General features: G+C 40.0%; 22 protein-coding genes. All 22 read left to right on the top strand.

All coding sequences use genetic code 11. The features are described 5' to 3' along the window. Nucleotides 1–212: hypothetical protein (locus EHS15_RS19205; RefSeq protein WP_210416278.1), on the top strand; the 212-nt coding region annotated here is incomplete at its 5' end. Continuing rightward, nucleotides 181–1503: an MFS transporter gene (locus EHS15_RS01955; RefSeq protein WP_135758861.1), complete on the top strand. Its 1323-nt coding sequence runs from the start codon at nt 181–183 to the stop codon at nt 1501–1503. The genes EHS15_RS19205 and EHS15_RS01955, both read left to right, overlap by 32 nt. A gap of 12 nt (nt 1504–1515) precedes the next feature. Continuing rightward, nucleotides 1516–2139 (top strand): hypothetical protein, encoded by a 624-nt coding sequence (locus EHS15_RS01950; protein WP_135758860.1) that lies wholly within the window; start codon nt 1516–1518, stop codon nt 2137–2139. Next, nucleotides 2139–2396, top strand: coding sequence for a hypothetical protein (locus EHS15_RS01945; protein ID WP_135758859.1), 258 nt, complete (start codon nt 2139–2141; stop codon nt 2394–2396). Before EHS15_RS01950 ends, EHS15_RS01945 begins: the two co-directional genes overlap by 1 nt. Next, nucleotides 2397–3632, top strand: coding sequence for a hypothetical protein (locus EHS15_RS01940; protein WP_135758858.1), 1236 nt, complete (start codon nt 2397–2399; stop codon nt 3630–3632). It abuts the gene before it with no gap. Beyond that, on the top strand, nt 3629–4132 hold the full coding sequence (locus tag EHS15_RS01935; RefSeq protein WP_135758857.1) for a hypothetical protein: 504 nt from the start codon (nt 3629–3631) through the stop codon (nt 4130–4132). Before EHS15_RS01940 ends, EHS15_RS01935 begins: the two co-directional genes overlap by 4 nt. Beyond that, a complete protein-coding gene (locus EHS15_RS01930) occupies nt 4133–4573 on the top strand; it encodes a hypothetical protein (RefSeq protein WP_135758856.1) in 441 nt (146 codons plus the stop codon). Continuing rightward, nucleotides 4574–4960 carry a hypothetical protein gene (locus EHS15_RS01925; protein WP_135758855.1) on the top strand — a complete coding sequence of 129 codons (387 nt, stop codon included), beginning with the start codon at nt 4574–4576 and terminating at the stop codon, nt 4958–4960. After that, nucleotides 4957–6468, top strand: a complete 1512-nt coding sequence (locus tag EHS15_RS01920; protein ID WP_135758854.1) for a baseplate J/gp47 family protein — start codon at nt 4957–4959, stop codon at nt 6466–6468. The genes EHS15_RS01925 and EHS15_RS01920 overlap by 4 nt, the downstream gene beginning before the upstream one ends. After that, nucleotides 6465–7037, top strand: a complete 573-nt coding sequence (locus EHS15_RS01915; protein ID WP_135758853.1) for a hypothetical protein — start codon at nt 6465–6467, stop codon at nt 7035–7037. The genes EHS15_RS01920 and EHS15_RS01915 overlap by 4 nt, the downstream gene beginning before the upstream one ends. Continuing rightward, nucleotides 7034–8377 (top strand): hypothetical protein, encoded by a 1344-nt coding sequence (locus tag EHS15_RS01910; protein ID WP_135758852.1) that lies wholly within the window; start codon nt 7034–7036, stop codon nt 8375–8377. The genes EHS15_RS01915 and EHS15_RS01910 overlap by 4 nt, the downstream gene beginning before the upstream one ends. After that, nucleotides 8377–8940 carry a phage tail assembly chaperone gene (locus tag EHS15_RS01905; RefSeq protein ID WP_135758851.1) on the top strand — a complete coding sequence of 188 codons (564 nt, stop codon included), beginning with the start codon at nt 8377–8379 and terminating at the stop codon, nt 8938–8940. The genes EHS15_RS01910 and EHS15_RS01905 overlap by 1 nt, the downstream gene beginning before the upstream one ends. 12 nt (nt 8941–8952) lie before the next feature. After that, a complete protein-coding gene (locus EHS15_RS01900) occupies nt 8953–10332 on the top strand; it encodes a hypothetical protein (protein ID WP_135758850.1) in 1380 nt (459 codons plus the stop codon). Nucleotide 10333: 1 nt separating this feature from the next. Continuing rightward, entirely contained in the window at nt 10334–10687 is a 354-nt protein-coding gene (locus EHS15_RS01895; protein ID WP_135758849.1) for a hypothetical protein, read from the top strand. A gap of 48 nt (nt 10688–10735) precedes the next feature. Continuing rightward, nucleotides 10736–12139 (top strand): hypothetical protein, encoded by a 1404-nt coding sequence (locus EHS15_RS01890; RefSeq protein WP_135758848.1) that lies wholly within the window; start codon nt 10736–10738, stop codon nt 12137–12139. Nucleotide 12140: 1 nt separating this feature from the next. Beyond that, nucleotides 12141–12485, top strand: a complete 345-nt coding sequence (locus EHS15_RS01885; RefSeq protein ID WP_135758847.1) for a hypothetical protein — start codon at nt 12141–12143, stop codon at nt 12483–12485. Nucleotides 12486–12502: 17 nt separating this feature from the next. Further along, nucleotides 12503–13864: a phage tail protein gene (locus EHS15_RS01880; protein ID WP_135758846.1), complete on the top strand. Its 1362-nt coding sequence runs from the start codon at nt 12503–12505 to the stop codon at nt 13862–13864. Continuing rightward, on the top strand, nt 13848–14402 hold the full coding sequence (locus EHS15_RS01875) for a phage tail assembly chaperone (protein ID WP_135758845.1): 555 nt from the start codon (nt 13848–13850) through the stop codon (nt 14400–14402). Before EHS15_RS01880 ends, EHS15_RS01875 begins: the two co-directional genes overlap by 17 nt. 10 nt (nt 14403–14412) lie before the next feature. Continuing rightward, nucleotides 14413–15732 carry a phage tail protein gene (locus EHS15_RS01870; RefSeq protein WP_135758844.1) on the top strand — a complete coding sequence of 440 codons (1320 nt, stop codon included), beginning with the start codon at nt 14413–14415 and terminating at the stop codon, nt 15730–15732. Between the two features lie 38 nt (nt 15733–15770). After that, nucleotides 15771–16457, top strand: a complete 687-nt coding sequence (locus EHS15_RS01865; RefSeq protein ID WP_135758843.1) for a hypothetical protein — start codon at nt 15771–15773, stop codon at nt 16455–16457. Beyond that, nucleotides 16454–17074 carry a C39 family peptidase gene (locus EHS15_RS01860; RefSeq protein ID WP_167884132.1) on the top strand — a complete coding sequence of 207 codons (621 nt, stop codon included), beginning with the start codon at nt 16454–16456 and terminating at the stop codon, nt 17072–17074. The genes EHS15_RS01865 and EHS15_RS01860 overlap by 4 nt, the downstream gene beginning before the upstream one ends. After that, a complete protein-coding gene (locus tag EHS15_RS01855; RefSeq protein ID WP_135758841.1) occupies nt 17071–18141 on the top strand; it encodes a patatin-like phospholipase family protein in 1071 nt (356 codons plus the stop codon). The genes EHS15_RS01860 and EHS15_RS01855 overlap by 4 nt, the downstream gene beginning before the upstream one ends. Nucleotides 18142–18145 lie beyond the last annotated feature (4 nt).

Genomic DNA, 18145 nt, shown 5'->3' with positions numbered 1-18145 from the left:
GAGATAAGAAAGCAGAAAAAGCTTGGGAGTTTTTAGGTTATGCGGTGGATCGATATCATTCGATCTGCCGTGCATTCCGGAACAAATGGAACTGGAGTCCGGATATAGTGGACAAGATTCTATTGAAGAGAGTGGAAAAGATTTTTAGTGAACTTTTAGAGGATGTAGAGAGAGAGAAAGATGGATACGAGTCAAGTAGCATTAAGAAATGATATTGTTAATTTTATTTTTAAATCAAACTCATGGAAACAAAACATGGGTTTATTGAAAAAAATTTCAACTAATGTGATCTCAGTTAAAGAGAGTTTAACCTCAATCTCCGCTAATCTATCTTCCGAAATTAAAACTCTCGCAAGGAACATAAATACCTCTATTGAGGCAATCTTTAAATACTTCGATACGACTTCATCAGGTTCAAAAAAGTTTTTTCCTACGCTCAATGAATATTTAATAGAAATGAGTCGATTAGATGAAAAATCATTAATGATTATTATAAATGATGCTCTTCAGAGAAACAGCAACATAACAATTGATACAATAATTTCTAATGTTGGATTTATGTTAGCAAGTTTGGGCGCAGACATAATTGCGTCTCATTATTTAAATCTTGCAGGAGGCAGAGCTTTGCTATTGTTAGGTGTAGGAGCGATTGTTGCGTTAGCTATTTGGCAATATCGAAAAGAAATAGCAGAATGGTTCGTAAATTTAAGTACTGGAGCAAAAATGATAGCGATTGGAGTAGGTTTAATCCTTGCTGCTATCTATCTGGTAATGTTCGGTATTATTGCTATTGTGCCGCTATTGGCTGTCGCTGTCGTCGGGTTTATTCTGATTGTGATAGGCGCATTTATAAAATATTTTACAGAAATAAAAAACTTTTTCTTTAATTACCTTGTCCCGATATTTCAATGGGCCGCATTTATATATGCGGCTATAATACTATTTCCGATAACACTCGGTAAGATTTTTTCCTCGCTATTGACTGGAAATTTCTCGAAACTTATGACATCGGTAAAAGGATTCTTGCCTCAAATTGGAGGAAAAAAAGACGTTGATCCAGCCAAAAAAGACGGCAATGCAGTCCAACTACCGCATGATAATAAGCGCTCTAACTTACCACAAATAAAAATCCCAAAGAATAACAACTTACAGCCTGCAAGTAAAGAAATGGCATTCCTTCAGCAAGACGGAAAGCCATTCAATCTAACAGACAAATTGAGCGCATTTGGTCTTCCCAGCGGATCGAACAAGAAAAACTCTAAAGGGGGAATCACCGATAGTCCTTTTGCAGCAAATGCAGATAGTGCTACAGGAGGCAAACTCAACAATTTCTTCTCCGGTTCCAATAAGGCAACATCAGGTAACACATACATAACGAATCATAATTATTATAATAATAATAATTCTAAGGTATATGTAAAATCCCAAAAAACTGATGAAAGTTATTTGAAAAAGAATAGCGCTAATCTATCAGCAAATCCTCTCTCAGTCGGGGCAGCATAGGAGCATAAACCAATGGCAGCAAACGGACACGGAATCATAGTCAATGCATCCACTTACCTTCCTTGGATTTTTACATACAATCCGGAGAACGTATCCTCAGAGAAAAAAATCAATTATTTCACGGCGCCTAATATAGGCGGGTCTCATCATGAGAAATTCTTCACCGGGTTTGAAAACAAAGAGATCTCTCTCCAGCTAGTGAGTAACGATTTCGAAAGCCCCTTAGGAGTTACCGATACCATCGCCTATTTCGATGAGCTTAGAAATCCTTCTCCTGGTCTCTTGGGGATCGCAGGATCTTTCTTTGGAAATGAAAACTATCCTCCACCCCAAGTGTTATTTCAATTCGGAGATTCTATGGTTCCATTATATTGGGATGTGTTAGATGTAAGCATAACGAAGTCTCATTTTAAATCAGGGCCTACTACCGGTATTTTCGGTATTCCACAAAGATGCGAAATTAGTATCAAATTGTCGTTAGATGAGAACTCCGTTTTATTCAAAGCAAGTCAAATTGCAAAGAAAGCACAAACGATTCGAGCATCCGTGATGAGTATCAAAAAAGAAGCTTTGTACAAACTAAAAGGCATCGAAAAAAGTCGGCCTGGAATCAATTCAAATATGAGGTTTATCTAATGTTGCGTTGGGAACAAGTAGATCCGGTCACTATCTCAGAAATGACGGTAAAGATGTATCGTCCACCTTTCGAAGCGGGTAGCACACTGAATATTCAAAATCTTGGCTGGGAACTGGATCATTATGCTTATAAACATTTAGGATCCGAGCTCTTCATGTATAAGATTTTGGATACGAACTGGGTCGCCTATATGGAAGAACGCGGCGATGTGAATGAACTACCTTTCATTGAAATTCCTGTATCGGAGAGCTTATAAATGGTTTCCCTTCCCGGCAAAAAAATGGCATATTGGACTTTGGCATTGAACAAGGATAAATTCCCAGAAATGAGGAAATTTATCTCAGGGATCTCCGTAGAATATGAATTAAACCAGATGCCTCAGGCAGAGATTCAAGTTGAAAGCGTATCTTTTTTAGAAAATTATTTTTCTAAACATCAGTTAATTGATATAGAGATGGGTTGGAATTCTTTGAACATGATTTCAATGTTCCAAGGAGAAGTGGAGCGGAATCCGACAGGCAGTGCCAGCGATTATCTGACCTATTCCATTCCATTGATTGATGGAACTGCATCCATGGCGCTGAAGGAAAAAAATACAGTTTTTACTTCTTCCAAAAAAGAAGAGATTATCAAAACCATTATCGGCTCGAACGGATACAATGCAATCGTTCAAATAAAAGACAAATCTCCGATCAAAGGAGATGAAGTTCCGATACAAAAAGGTCAAACCGATTTAGAGTTTCTGACAAACTGTGCGGAAAAGTGGAATTGTTTATTCTGGATCGATTCTGAAAACAAAACCTTTTATTTCATGGATTCTGAGATAGCGCATTCAGAAGGAGACAAAATTCATGCAAATAGCAAGATAAAGAATCCTGATGATCTAACGGGTGAATATAGAATCGGATACAAAACAGATCACGCACCTAATAACATAGCGAATATCAGTTGGTCTTTTGGAAACTCCAGAGAAGGGGATTTAAATTCGAAAGTTGCAGAAAGTACAAATGAAAATGGGAAAGTTGTTTCTACTGATGATTATTTACCTGAAACATTCGCTTATGAAATCAATCAAAAAAAATATGAATTATCTCCTGCTGCTTTAGAGAGAATCAAATCGAATCCTAATCTTGCGACAAAGCTTGCAGAAGAATCAAAAAAAGCAAAACCCGGTTCAAAAAAAATGACTACCTATTGGGTCGCTTATCCGGCATCAGGTGATTCTAAAACGAACAAAAATTTGCAAGCTCCACCGGCTCATAAGAGCACCACTATTACCTTGAATGTAGATTTAAACATCGGTGACCCTTATCTCAGGCCGCCAAGGAAAGTAAAACTCTTTTGCGGATCCTTGAATCCGAGAGCACTTACTTCTAATCTTCCCAATTGGATTGCGAACACTGGAAAAGAGGGAAGAACGTTTAACTTAAACAAGGTGAAACACGAGCTATCAGACGGCATGATCAAAACCAGCCTGGAGCTCACTCTATGAAATTATACGCAATTGCAAAACTTGTTTCTCAATCGGAAGTTTCTTCCCGACTTAGTTCCTTCGGAGACACTTATGTGAACGGAATGATCTTCGTCGAAATTCCAGAACTTGGCTTTCAAGGTAAAAATCTCATCTTATGTAGATATGGTCTTTCCATTCCTTATTTGAAAGTCAAAAAAGGTCAACCTCTTTGGGTAGAGCCGACAATCGGAGATAATGAACGGTATGTATATGTTGGCTTTGCTGAGCCGATGAAAAATTCATACGGCAATGGAAATTCCATCGTACTTTTTGATTCGGGCGATTTAAACATAACGATCGAAGAGGGCGGAAACATCATTATCAAAAACAACGAGAATCAGCTTGAGATCAAACCTTCTCAAACGGATGCAAGCAAGGACTTAGTTCATACATCTACGAGAACCGCTTTCAGCGACGGTTTCATGACGGCTTTCGGTCCGACTGTATCCAGAATTCCTAATGCACACCCGGTGACCTAAATGTTAAACGATGTAAAAGATAAATTTCGCAAAGGATTTGATCCTGAATATAATGATTATCTCGGAGATGTTACCGATATGGAGACAGCAAAACAAAGAGCGATCGATACTTGGTCGGAAGCACTCTTTGAATGCGCAAAAAATATCACTCCTGCATCAACAACCGCATCTTCGGCGAGGAGTGCGTTTGAATCAGCCGCTGAAGGAATGCATTTGGACGGATCCATCTTTAGTGCGGCGGTATCTTCTTTCGCAAGTAGCTTAGGGAGCGGAATGGTAGGCTATGCAGCGGTTCCCCCCGCAGCTCCATTTGTTCCTACTTCCTCAGAAGAAAACTATGAAGGGATGTGCGGAGACTTTTCGGATCAACTGATCGACTGGCTGAAAACAGGCAGCGCAACACTCATTGCCCCGCCTAATACTATATCGAACTGGAGTTAAATGATGACAGACTCAACTGATTTTTCATACGCTAATTTGGGCTTTTTCTTGAACTATACGAACGGTTACAAGCAAAGCGAAATAGAAACGGAACTTTATAGAATCATCTTTCAAACCAAAGAGATGACTCATTATGATCGGGAAAAAGGAGGATCCTTCTCCGATTTAGAACAGGAAAAAAATAATCCTGCATCCATGCTTTTGTTCATTTCCAATATCATATCGTCTGTTTATTGGCTCAATGAATCAAAAGGATTCGATCCTTACATAGTCGTTGATTTTTCGGACATCGAAACAAGAACCGAAGAGAGTCAATTCGTAATGATTGTTAAATATCGTCTTTTACAGGATTTGCAAGTTACAGGAGAAATAAGAGCGCAATTATGAAAAACACATTTAAACATATTTCAAGATCGTACTTCGATATATTCAATGCTTTGAAACAAGCTTACAAAAATTATCCGGACTGGCTGTTCGTTGAAATTGCAGGTTTTTTCGATTTCCTGTCCGAGCTGATCAACCGAATCGCATTCGATATTCTTTATCCGAAAACTAGAGAATCCGCTTACGGTTTTGCCTCCAGATGCGATTACGAACCTACGGAAGCGGATGGTTGTACAGGAGTCATCACTGCAACTTTAAGTGCAGAGATGGACAAAACTGTTCCCAAAGGATATCAATTCGGAGGTGTGAGTTCTTCCGGACAAATGGTACGATTCGAAGTAACTGCAGATACGACTGTCACTGCGTCTACTTCCATCAATGTTCCGGTAAAACAACAGACGTCTTATACGAATATCAATTTAGGAACGATAGCAAACACAGATGATTGGTTGGAATTGAAAATAAACGGATATCAAAATATTATTAGAAATACAATATCTTTAACTTCTGAAGACGGATCTTGGACAAGGGTAGACAATTTTGATAATTCTAATCCTACAGATTTACATTTCTCTGTAATCTATCAATCCAATGGTAAGTGCCGAATTCAATTCGGTAACGGATCCACAGGAGCGAAACCTACAATCAATACGACTATCTTCGCCAATTTCTCCACAACTTTAGGTCTCACTGGACAAATGGAAGCGGGAGAAATCAATCTAAATGTGGGGGAAGATTCCGATATCATTGAAGTTGCCAATTCTTCAGAGACAATCGGAGGTAATAATTCTGAGAGTGTCGCATCTATCATCCGTAATTCGAGAGCCAATGTAAGGCTAAGAGATATCGTTTGGAGCCAAGAAGATTTAGAAACGATTGCAAGGAAATACAGTTCTAGTGTACAAAAGGTACTGGGAATTCCTGGAATAGGTACGGCAATCTTACATATCATTCCTGCAGGAGGAGGAGTTTTCGATCCGGAAGATGAAGAAGACAATGCATTCCTCACAGGTGTAGAAGATTATGTAAGAGCCAGAACACAATTCGGAGTAATGCCAGTCACTGCCACAAGCGCAATGTATGTTCCTATCGACATTGATGCCTCTATTACTGTGAGGAACGGATTCAACTCCACAGTATGCCAAAAATTGACAGAGTTCGCGCTCACTTTGGTTTCTTGTGCATACGACAATCAAGTCACTGAATACTATGCGGACAATGGGATCAATAAGACCAGAACGGATGTCATCAATACGATCTGGGGTTGGTCCTTCACTTCCGAAGAAAACGATGCGCTGCAATTCATCATTGAAACTTGGATCACTCTACTTGGTGACAGAGAATATCGAAATTGGGGTCAGAATCTGGAAGTAGGAAACCTGTGGGTGATGGGTGATGCACTTTACGATTACGGAGTGGATATTTTCACCTTAATCTCTCCGACAACGAACCAAGTCGCGACTTCGCAAGAGATCATCGATGCAGGAACTGTAATGGTAACACCTTTATGAACCATTTTTTCAATATAAAGTTTCCCGAATTCATAGAGAAATACGGCAAAGACTGGACTCAGTTTCAAACAATTCTGAATGAATATGTCGATTTCTATTTCAAAAAAGTTTGGGAACTGTACCAATTTAACAATGTAAATACGATTAATGAGAAGGCGATCGATTGGATTCTCAAAGCTCTTAAAATCGAATATACAGGCAACGATAATCTTAAAACAAAAAAAATCAAACTTCGTTATTTCATAAGCCAGTATAGGAAGAAAGGCTTAGCAGAGATCTATCTGAACTTACAAGAAGCCGTTGTAGGAGAAAGGGGTTCGATCGTTTCTGGTCAGTCTCTAGGGGTTTGGAGATGGGGGTTTTCTCGATGGCATGGATCAACAATCCAAGCTTCCGATATCCGTTGGTCTCTGGCAGGTTCTCAATTTGAAATCTACATTAATTGTAAAACAACAGAAAACTCTTTGTTAGATGAGATTGTCCTTCTCTATAGACAATCATCAATATTACCCGCCTTTTACAAAATCTATTTAGTAGATGATTCTTATAACATCCTAAGGACAGTATGAGTACAATACCTTTTACTAATACAACAAGTGAGGGACAGATTCCTGAGCATAATCCTGATGGATCAGGGGACTATTTCCTAATCACAGACTATAACAATGATAAAGATTACTTTCATGCAAAAATTTGTGAGGCGATCAAAAGTCTATCAGGTAATTCAACAGACAATCTCCAAATTCTGTACGGAGGCATAATTACAGATGCAGGATCAGGAAAGATCAATATTTCTAAAGGTGCTGCTATCGGGCGGGATGGAGAAGGAAATTATCGCCTTATAATAATTCCAAACTTAACGAATGTTTCTCTACCTGCAGGATGGAATGATGAAAGACAAATTTGGATCATTGGTATCTACAAAACTAAATTAAATTCCCCTTCTCGATTTCACTTTAATGGAACAGAATACCAATATCAACTACTTGACTCTTATGTAGGTGATGGCGATACAAACAACTTATTTGTAAATGTCGATCCCGAGAATTCTGTTATTACCTGGGGATCATTTCGAATGAACGGAACCACTTTTACGAAGGAAGAAGATCGGTCCACAGACATAGCGAACAAATTCATCGGACTTAGAGATACTCCTTCTGCTTACTCCGGAAATGGGAGTTCCATCGTTGCGGTCAAATCCGATGCTTCCGGACTTGAATTTATCAAATGGGGACAGATTCCTATGGGATGTCCCTTCCCATTCGACGATACGTTCCCGAATATTCCCAGTTTACCGGACAACTTCACAGAATGTGACGGATCTATCGTCACCGATACGGACAGTGTGTTCAAAGATTATAGAACCAGAAATTTAAACGGAGCCACTTTATCCAACTTAAGTGTATCGAATATAAACAATACGAACAAAAGTTTCGAACTTTCTAGTTATAATATCACTGCCATAAACGTAGGTGACACTGTTGTAGGTACGGGAGCAACGCTGCCGAGTGATTGCGTCATTGCATCTATCTCCGGCAACACGATCACTCTTGGTAGACTTTCTGGTACTTGGAACGGAACTACTTACAGCGCAATATCTGAAAACATAAGCACTTTAACTTCCGTTACTGTTACCGGTTCAGTCAGAATGATTGAGGGAGGTAGCGGAGGGGGATCTTTTTGGGATACAATGTTCAAACATAGGCATGATTATTCCTATTCAGGCTGGCTTTCCACTATTGCACATGACGGCGGGGGAGCGTTAGCAGGAGGCCCGCCATATTCTGTCTATGGTGCAAGTCTGTCAATATTGGATCCCATTTCTTCCAGCCCGACGATTACCCCGAGAGTTTCTTCTTCAACGAAAACAAAAATCAGAAGAATGAAATACTACATAAGGACATCCTAATGATTTACTATAGAGATCAATACAACGTTATCATTCCTTCCGATCAATTGGAATCAGCAGATCTGAAATGGCCGGTAGAATCCGAAGAGATCAAAGAACCCAAAGGGACGGATATCTATCAAAAAAACGGTGTGCCGATCCAATTACGAAAAATATCAGTATGGAACGGGACTAAAGTTGAAGTTAAACCAGATTTCAGAGACCTTATCTTCTATCAAAAATCTGATTTTAAGAACACGAAAACGTTTCTTCCATCAGAGAATCCAAACTTTCTAGAGTATACGCTAGATGAACCGGATCCTAACGAACTTTTTCAAATCCATTCAGAAAAAGGATGGGTTACCGATGAAACACGAAAGGAAGATTATTTAAAGAATAAAATCAGAGCCTTTCGCGATCATCTACTTTTAAAGACGGATCCTTATCTTTTACCTGACCGCAATTTAGAACCATCAACCAAAGATCGATACATTCGATACAGACAGTATTTAAGAGATTATACTCAAAAAGAGGATTGGTTTCTTTCCAATCCATCCATCTTTTCAGAATGGCAGGAAACATAAGTAGGATATAATATGAGTACAATACCATTCACAAACACGACAGGTGACGGACAAGTTCCAGAAGTGAATCCAGATGCAACCACGGATTATTTTCTAATCACAGACTATAATCAAGATAAAAGCTACCTTCAATCAAAGATGGTCGAAATAGTTCAAATGATGTCCTATGAGACTTCAAACGCATTGCAGATTTTGTACGGAGGAGAAGTCTCTGATGCAGGCTCTGGGAGAATTAATATTTCTGAGGGAGCCGGTATCGGGAGAGACCTAAGCGGACGCCCCAGATTAGTGTCAATCCCATCTCTTACAAATATCTCGATGCCGTCAGGTTACGTGAATGACACCCAACTATGGGTTGTCTTGAAGTATAAGGAGACCTCAGCATCTGCTAGTCGTCAGCACTTTAACGGAACGACATATATTTATCAAAATCTAGATTCGTATGTAGGTAACGACAATATTGATCTGATTTTTACTTCTTCGAATCCATCTGGGAATGAACTATTACTTGGATCATTCAAGATGAATGGAACAACATATACAGACCTTAAAGAAAGGTCTTCCGAGTGGGTCACCAATTCTGCCTCACTCAAGCGATCAATAGATTATAGCAAACAGCCGGGCGAGATTTTTTCTATTGATGGGCTAGTTACTGAAAATTTTGTTTTTAACCCATCTACTCCAAGAACGTACTTCCCTGCAATATGCCTATCAACAATAGACATATATCGTAATTTAAATGGTGCAAACCCGTCGCCATTGATAAATCAGCTATTATCCGTTAAACTATCTTACTTGACAGGCAAGTCTGGTGAAGTCAGTTCATGGTCTGTTACTGTATCCGGTAGCAACATTACATTCCCTAATAATGTTTCCGCAAACGCCATTCTTGCAGCATTGGCGGAAGATGTTGTTGTTCACGGTGGATCGTATTCAAACTGGCGCACCGTTACTATCGCAGGGACAAACTACGCAATAACAAATATCAATCTTGTCACTAGAGTGGTTACTGTTACAGGAACGCCAGCAACAGGGACGCAGACTGCAGAGTTCTATCCGCATGCAGTGCCTGGTTCTTCTACGACTGCAAGAGAGTTCGAAGTGTCCGGGAAAACAATTATTTCCGGAAATGACCCTGATGGATATTTTATATCAGGCCTGAGAACAAGAGGGTTTATGCAAGGGCATCGACATCGATTTCAGTCTGCAACTAGTAGCGGTTCAACCGATCCCAGAATAGCTGCTTTTGGAAACGATATTATTGGATTATTTGCCGATTTAAATGTACTAGACCCTATCTCCGATGGTACGAACGGCACTCCTCGAACCAGAAAAACAACCCATTCACCCGCCGTCTCTGGAATGTTATATAAATGGGTAGGAGCCAATTAAAATGAAAAAACTACAAATGTTAGAAATGATACAGACAGAGATTCCTGCGGAATTCAACGAGTTAGGTGAAATGACAAAAGAAGCAACTGCAGAAATTTCAAATCTGCTTTATGAGGAAAATATTTGTATTGAAGTGATTCCGAAGGAAAAAAACGAAATCATCACTTGGCAGATAGAAATGGATGATCAAGGCAACGAAGTGGGAAAATCCCCAAATTCTACTAAATGGGAGAAACTTTCAAAAGAAGAAAAGATCAACGAGTTTCTTATACTTCGCAAAAACGCCTATGAAGTGGAAGCAGAAAAGATGAGGTCAGAAACCGGTAAAACCATTTTGGTTCGAATAATAGAGTAGCTCATACAAAGAATAAACTTTTCAGAAATATACAGAGGATGATATAAAATGAACACAACACCTTTCACAAACACAACCAGGGACGGGCAGGTACCCGGAGTAAATCCAGATGCAACAACAGATTACTTTCTAGTCACAGATTACAATCAGGATAAAAACTATCTGCATTCAAAGATCATTGATGCTTTGAAATTAATTTCCTCTAGTCCTTCGGAGAACTTTCAAATTCTCTATGGAGGTATTGTTTCCGATTCCGGAGATGGAAAAATAGATATCTCTGAAGGTGCTGCTTTCGGGAAAGATGAGGATGGAAATTTTCGGATCATACAAATTCCCCAATTAACAAATATATCCCTTCCTAACGACTGGAACGACGACAGACAAATATGGGTCATAGGAAAATTTTCCGCAAAATTAGGTTCCGCCTCAAGACAACATTTCAACGGAACAGAATATATTTACCAACTACTTGACTCTTACACTGGAGAACAGAATACAAATGATCTCTTCGTAGAATCAGATCCATCCGACACCGCAGTGGTTTGGGGATCGTTCCAAATGGACGGAAGCAGTTTCACGCCTCTCACGGGAAGAAGTTCTGAATGGAAAATCAATTCAACAGATTCAAATAGAAAGGAAGCAATTGATTACTCCAAACAAATCGGTGAATTATTCGATCTCGACCATAAAAAACCAATCAATTTTTCGTTTGATCCTGAGAGTCCCAGATCTTACTTTCCTGCCATTCGTTTGTCTTCCATAGATGTAGAGGAAGTCATCTCTTCACCGACTTATCCTAGCGCATTTATAGAACACTTACGAAATCAGAAGCTAGAATACCTTTCTGGAGAATCCGGCGAAGTGAGTTCATGGTCTGTAACTGTATCCGGGAGTAATATTACATTTCCAAATTCAATTTCTTCCATCGCTATACTAACCGCTCTTGCGGAAGACGAAACCATCCATGGAACCTATACAAATTGGAGAACTGTCAACATCAACGGAACGGATTATTCTATCACCAATATCAATCTAGTGACTAGGATAGTGACCGTTTCCGGTTCTCCTGCAAGCGGTTCACAAACAGCGATTTTTTATCCTCATCGTATTGCTGGTTCTTCCACAACCGCAAGAGAATTCGAAGTTTCTGGCATGACTACAATCGCTGCGAATGACCCAGATGGATATTTTATCCTCGGACTAAGAACGAGAGGCTTTATGCAAGGCCATTGGCATAACACATATTATTGTAATAATTCCACTGGAGGGGCGTTAAACCGCATGTACGGCTCAAATAACTATACAGGAGCCACTATTTTTGATAAAAACGAGGCAAACGGAGAAATAGGCTCTCCAGCCACTGACGGAACGAATGGAACGCCGCTTACACGCAAAGTCACTCACGGTCCTGCAGTATCAGGTCACAAATACAAATGGTGCGGGGGATTATAATATGAAAATTAAAATATTAGAGATCACTCAATCTTACTCTCCTTCCCAAAAAGACGAAAATGGAGAGATCCTGATTCCCGAAATCCCTGAAGAATCAAAGACATTAGTTTACGAAAATCATATATATGAGGAAATTCTTTCTCTCGATTCAATCGTAGACGATCAGAATGAAGTGATTTTGCGCAAGAAAGGGAAACCTGTTCCCACTCGATGGAAGAAAATGAACGAAGAGGAACAATTTGAAGATTATAAAGCTCGTCGATTGCATGCATATTCCAATGAAGCAACCAAGATAGCCCAAGCTACAAACAAGAATTTAGTCGTAAGAATCATCGAAACTCCATAAGACAAAAGAGGAAATTCATGAATACAATACCTTTCACAAATACAACAGAAGATGGTCAAGTGCCTGGAGTGAATCCAGATGCGACTACAGATTATTTCCTAGTCACTGACTATAACAATGACAAGAACTATTGGAATGCAAAGATTTGCGAAGCCATTAAGTATATGTCAGGCAGTCCGCTAGAAGATTTTCAAATCATCTTTGGGGGTATTGTTTCCGATGCTGGTTCCGGTAAGATCAATATTTCAGAAGGAGCCGCCATCGGAAAAGATGACGATGGCAATTTCCGTATCATTACTATTCCATCTCTTTCAAACGTATCCATACCTTCCGGATGGAATGACAATGAGCAAATTTGGGTCGTTGGGAAATATAAAACAAAACTTCATTCCGCAACTAGACAGCACTTCAACGGAACTGAGTATCAATTCCAGCTCTTAGATTCCTATTTAGGAGACGGAAACACAGATGATCTTTTCGTTCATGCTGATGACTTAGATGCATCCATGGTCAAATGGGGTTCCTTTAAAATGAATGGAACCGCCTTCACGGATCAATATGATCGATCCACTGTATGGATTTCTTCTCTCAAAGATCAGATCGAAAACAGCTTATTGCAACCGGGTGATATCATTTCAGTTGTGAACGGGAATAGAGCGGGGTTCTTAGCATGCAACGGGGGAGCTTATTCCCGAACACTATATGCGAATTTATTTACAACAATGCCGAAGGAATCGGGAACAACGACGATCACAATCGCAAACCCCGCCGTTGTCACCTTGTCCGCAACTCAAAACGATAGCACTCCTACAACCGGCAGCACGATACAGTTCTCTTCTACCGGATCTTTACCCACCGGTATCACTTCCGGAACCGTTTATTATCTTCGTTATACGGGCTCTGGGAACAACTATCATCTTTACGATACCTTATCCAACGCAATGAATACAGATTCCACTACGGGAAGGACCACAACATCTGGCTCACAATCGGGAACTCATTCTTATGAAATTTATTATTTCGGAAATGGAAACGGATCTACCACTTTCAACGTTCCTGATTTAAGAGGGGTTGTTCCTAGAGGGATAGGAACAAGCAACGGTTACACCTCTAATGCTTCCATTCTTGCAGGACAAAGATCTGACGATCAATTCCAAGGGCATTGGCATCAGCCACAGAAAGCAAATACTGGAGCAGGAACTCCTCCTCCAAATGTATGGTTTGGAGATTCATCTGCAGTGCATAATGGAACTTTTAGCAATGTAAGCGACTTATTTAGGGTAACAGATCCGACTGCAGACGGAACCAACGGAACACCCAGGACAGGCACGGAAACAAGAGGAAAATCATTAGGAGTATATTATGCAATCAAATACTAAGCCAGCTTATCAATTCGATTTAAACGGAGTCTTTATAGGAAGAGTGGATGCAATCGAATCGCCGAAAGAACCGGGAAATTTCGTATTACCGAATGGCGCTAAATTTTTAGAACCACCGCCTGACATTGAAATCAATGAATGTTTGTTCCACGATGGCAGTCACTGGATCGTCAAACCGGATTATTCCGGAAAGCCTTACTATCATCGAAAAAGCCGTGCCGTTAGATATTTCATGCAAGGAGAAGAGCTCGATGGGAATTACACTGCGTTACAGCCCTTAGAAAATGAACATTTTCAAAAATTCACAAATACTTGGGAAATTGACGAAGAAGCAAAATCCGAACATAGAAAATCCATAATTCGAAATATTCGAAATGCATTTCTATCGGAAACAGATAAATACCTTCTGCCTGACCATCCAATGGAATCATCCATAAAGGAAAAGTACCAAGAATACAGACGTTATTTGAGAGACTATACGAAAAAGGATGATTGGCATTTATCCGAACCAATGACTTTCGAAAAGTGGATGGGTTAAGGCAAGGTTTATGACGACAGTACCCTTTACAAATACTACCGAAGACGGTCAAGTTCCAGGTGCGAGTCCGGATGCAGCTACAGACTACTTTTTAATCTCCGATTACAATAATGATAAAAATTATTGGAATGCCAAAATCTGTGAAATCATTAAACTTATATCCGATCATCCGGAACAAAACTTCCAAATTCTTTACGGCGGTTTGGTGACAAACGCAGGGGGTTCTAGAATCAATATCTCGGAAGGGGCGGCTATCGGAAAAGACGAAGAAGGAAATTTCCGTGTCATTACGATCCCTTCTCTCACGAATGTTTCTTTACCCAGCGGATGGAGCGACGATAGGCAGATCTGGGTGGTAGGCAATTACAAAACAGAATTGAATTCAGCAGAAAGACAACACTTTGACGGAAGCAATTACTATTACCAAGTTTTAGATTCGTACCAAGGAAAAGAAAATTCCGATAGTTTGTTTCTTGATTCTAATCCTGGTAATACGATGATTAAATGGGGCTCATTCAAAATGAATGGCACTACTTTTTCCGATCAATATAACAGATCCAGAGATTGGAAGGTGTCCACCGGAAATAAACCGGGAGACATTATCTCTGTCGTCAATGGGAATAGAGCAGGTTTCCTGCCATGCAGTGGGGGGGCTTATTCTAGGTTAGCTTATTCGGATCTATTTGCAGTTATGCCGAAGGAATCTGGAACAGCGACGATCACAATCGCAAACCCCGCCGTTGTAACCTTGTCTGCAACTCAAAACGATAGCACTCCTACGACCGGGAATACGATACAGTTCTCTTCCACTGGATCTTTACCCACAGGCATCACTTCCGGAACAGTTTACTATCTTCGTTATACGGGATCAGCGAACAACTATCATCTTTACGATACCTTATCCAACGCAATGAATATAACTTCCACTACGGGAAGAACCACAACATCTGGCTCACAATCAGGAACTCATTCTTATGAAATCTATTATTTCGGAAATGGAAACGGATCTACCACTTTCAACGTTCCTGATTTAAGAGGGGTTGTTCCTAGAGGGATAGGAACAAGCAACGGTTACACTTCCAATGCTTCCATTCTTGCAGGACAAAGATCTGACGATCAATTTCAAGGGCATAGACACTCAATAACAACGTCTGGCAGTATCTATAGCGTAGCGTCAGGATTAGGAGGAACTGACTATGGAGCACAACTGATCGGTGAGCCTACAATCACGATTTTAGATCCGATTACGGATGGAACCAACGGAACGCCCAGAACAGGCCTAGAAACAAGAGGGAAGTCTCTAGGAGTTTATTATGCGATTCAGTATTAACACAGTTCAAGATAAGAAAAGGAATCGATAGTAATTAAATGTCACCTCACTGGTTTACAACTTTATCGCCATCAATGCAATGGGTGGTTGTTGCAGCATCCATTGTCACATCATGGCTCGCTCTGTTTTTACTCTCAAAATTTCTACGAACAAGGAATGTGGAAATCGGCGGTGCAAAATTCAATAAAATCAGCACTGCCGACTTTCTGCATAGGGAAGGGGAATACGAATTTTCAGACCACCCCGTATTCGGAACCATAGAAAAACTTGTTTCGGTAGATCTCTATTCAATCCACTTAGAAGACGAATTCAGAGACATACTCATGAAGACGATGGTTCGCATCGCTTGGGAGTCTTATAAAGAAAATCTGAATCTATTTCTAATCTCTTCGAAACAGGCAAAAAATTATCTACAACTGAAAAAGGAAATGGTAAAGTGCGTAACCTCATCCCTTACAGAAGCCAGAAAATCATTTCGAGAAGAATCTGTTCCGGAAGTGGTGATTGAAAAATATCTCAAATCTACAAATCTATTCAATGTGATCCTACTTGATTATATCGAAAAGATCAGCACATCTCATAGAACAAAAATCGACTTGATCGATTTGTTCCTGAAATTCATATCCTCAACCGCAGTAGCAACCCATCAGCAATTCGAATTCCTATTCTCTTCGATCAACGGTCATCTAAAAGGATTGGAATTCAAAGGAGTCACATGCAAATGAAAAAGTATCCTGATAGAAGTTCCTTAACCTCCATTTCCCCCCTTCCCTGGTACGATCCGCAAACGGATAATATTGCGGTTAAAATCCTCAACCGATTGATGAATCGTTCAAATACATGCATGGGAACGACCTATCTTACTGCTGTCAAATGGGCAGGGCACGTCTTAGGAACGGATAGTTACGACAGTTGGACCGAAAAAGAATATTATTCCAACCTGGAAGAGTTCGTGATCAGAGACATCGATATCACAACCTCATCCTATCACAATAAACTATTCAATTCATTGTTTGGCGACAAAGCGAAAGCCACCCAAGTCAAGTTCTCCGTTACGGATCTAATCAAACACATAAAGAACGAAAAGGCACCTGTGATTTTCTCCATAGATGTTCGAAAAGCATTCAATCCGAAAGCAACTTCTCCTATGGGTCACATCGTGATGGCTGTAGCACAATGCTCCAACGGAATCACAATTCATGATCCAAGAGGTAAGTACGATACAAAATACAACGACTTGCAGGGAGCAAATAGTTTTTTTTCCTACGAACTCTTGGAAGAGATCGCCAGGAAAGAAGTCATGAACCTAATTTCCATTCCGGAGAAAAAGAAGAAAAAATGAAAACACTCAAGATCAAATCCCAAAATAATCGCCCCCTAACCTCACTTAATTTTGCAGGAGGAGGGTTTCTTGCGATCACAAGCCTAAAAATTCTAATCGAGTTGGAAAAGATGTTTCTAGAATCGCTCCGCAAACGATTTCCCGAGTTTCAATTTGAAAACGAAAGTCCCAACTATTTTCCATTTCACAAGTTGTTTGATTTGATTTCCGGAACATCCACAGGATCGATCGTAGCAGCCGCTCTTAGGAAAGACCTTCGTCCCGAAGAAATCCTTTCTCTCTACTTAAAACACGGAAGGTCTATCTTCCCGGGAACGTTGAAAAGGTTTTGGAATAAATACATTTCAAGAGGTATTTTCTCCGCGCAAGGATTCAGCTCACCGAAATATTCATCCGAACCCTTAATCGATCTTTTACGAGAAACATTAGGAACCATCACATTATCAGAATTAAACGAAAATGGAAAACTAATGATCGTGGCAGTCGATTTCGAAGCAAGCGATACACTTCATTTTAAATCTTGGAAAAACGAATTCGCGAATCTCGCCGTTTGGGAAGCGGTTGTATCCTCCTGTTCTGCAGATACATTTCTTCCTATACATGAAATTCATTATAAGGACAAAGAGATGTTCCTTGTCGACGGAGGAACGTCAGGCGCCAACGATCCGTCTCTACATGCGATCGTAGAACTTTTCAAAATATCAAAAACATCCGATATGCTCATTGGGAGCATATCTACCGGACAAAAATCCAGAAAGTTATCCGGAAAAAAGGCAAAACACTGGGGATCCGTCCAATTGGTCTCTAACGGAATTTTACCAAGAGAACTATTGCTGCGTCCGGAAAAATCAGCACGAAGAGTAGGGGCTTATCTCGTCAATGAACAAGAGTTAGAAAATTTTTACTCCTTCGGAACTCCTGCCGTTTTCAATTCGGACGAAATGGACGATGCATCGGAAAGTCAAGTGCAAGCCATGTTCGAAGACGTAAATATATACTTGAATCAACCCGCAACAAAAGCATATATGAACTCGTTCGTAAATCGTCTGCTCTCTTTATTGGAATGAGGCA

Origin of the sequence: Leptospira idonii (genome assembly GCF_004770995.1) — a bacterium.
GTDB lineage: Bacteria > Spirochaetota > Leptospiria > Leptospirales > Leptospiraceae > Leptospira_A > Leptospira_A idonii.
The sequence above is the reverse complement of the archived record's forward strand: the minus strand, read 5'-3'. Positions and strand labels throughout refer to the sequence as shown.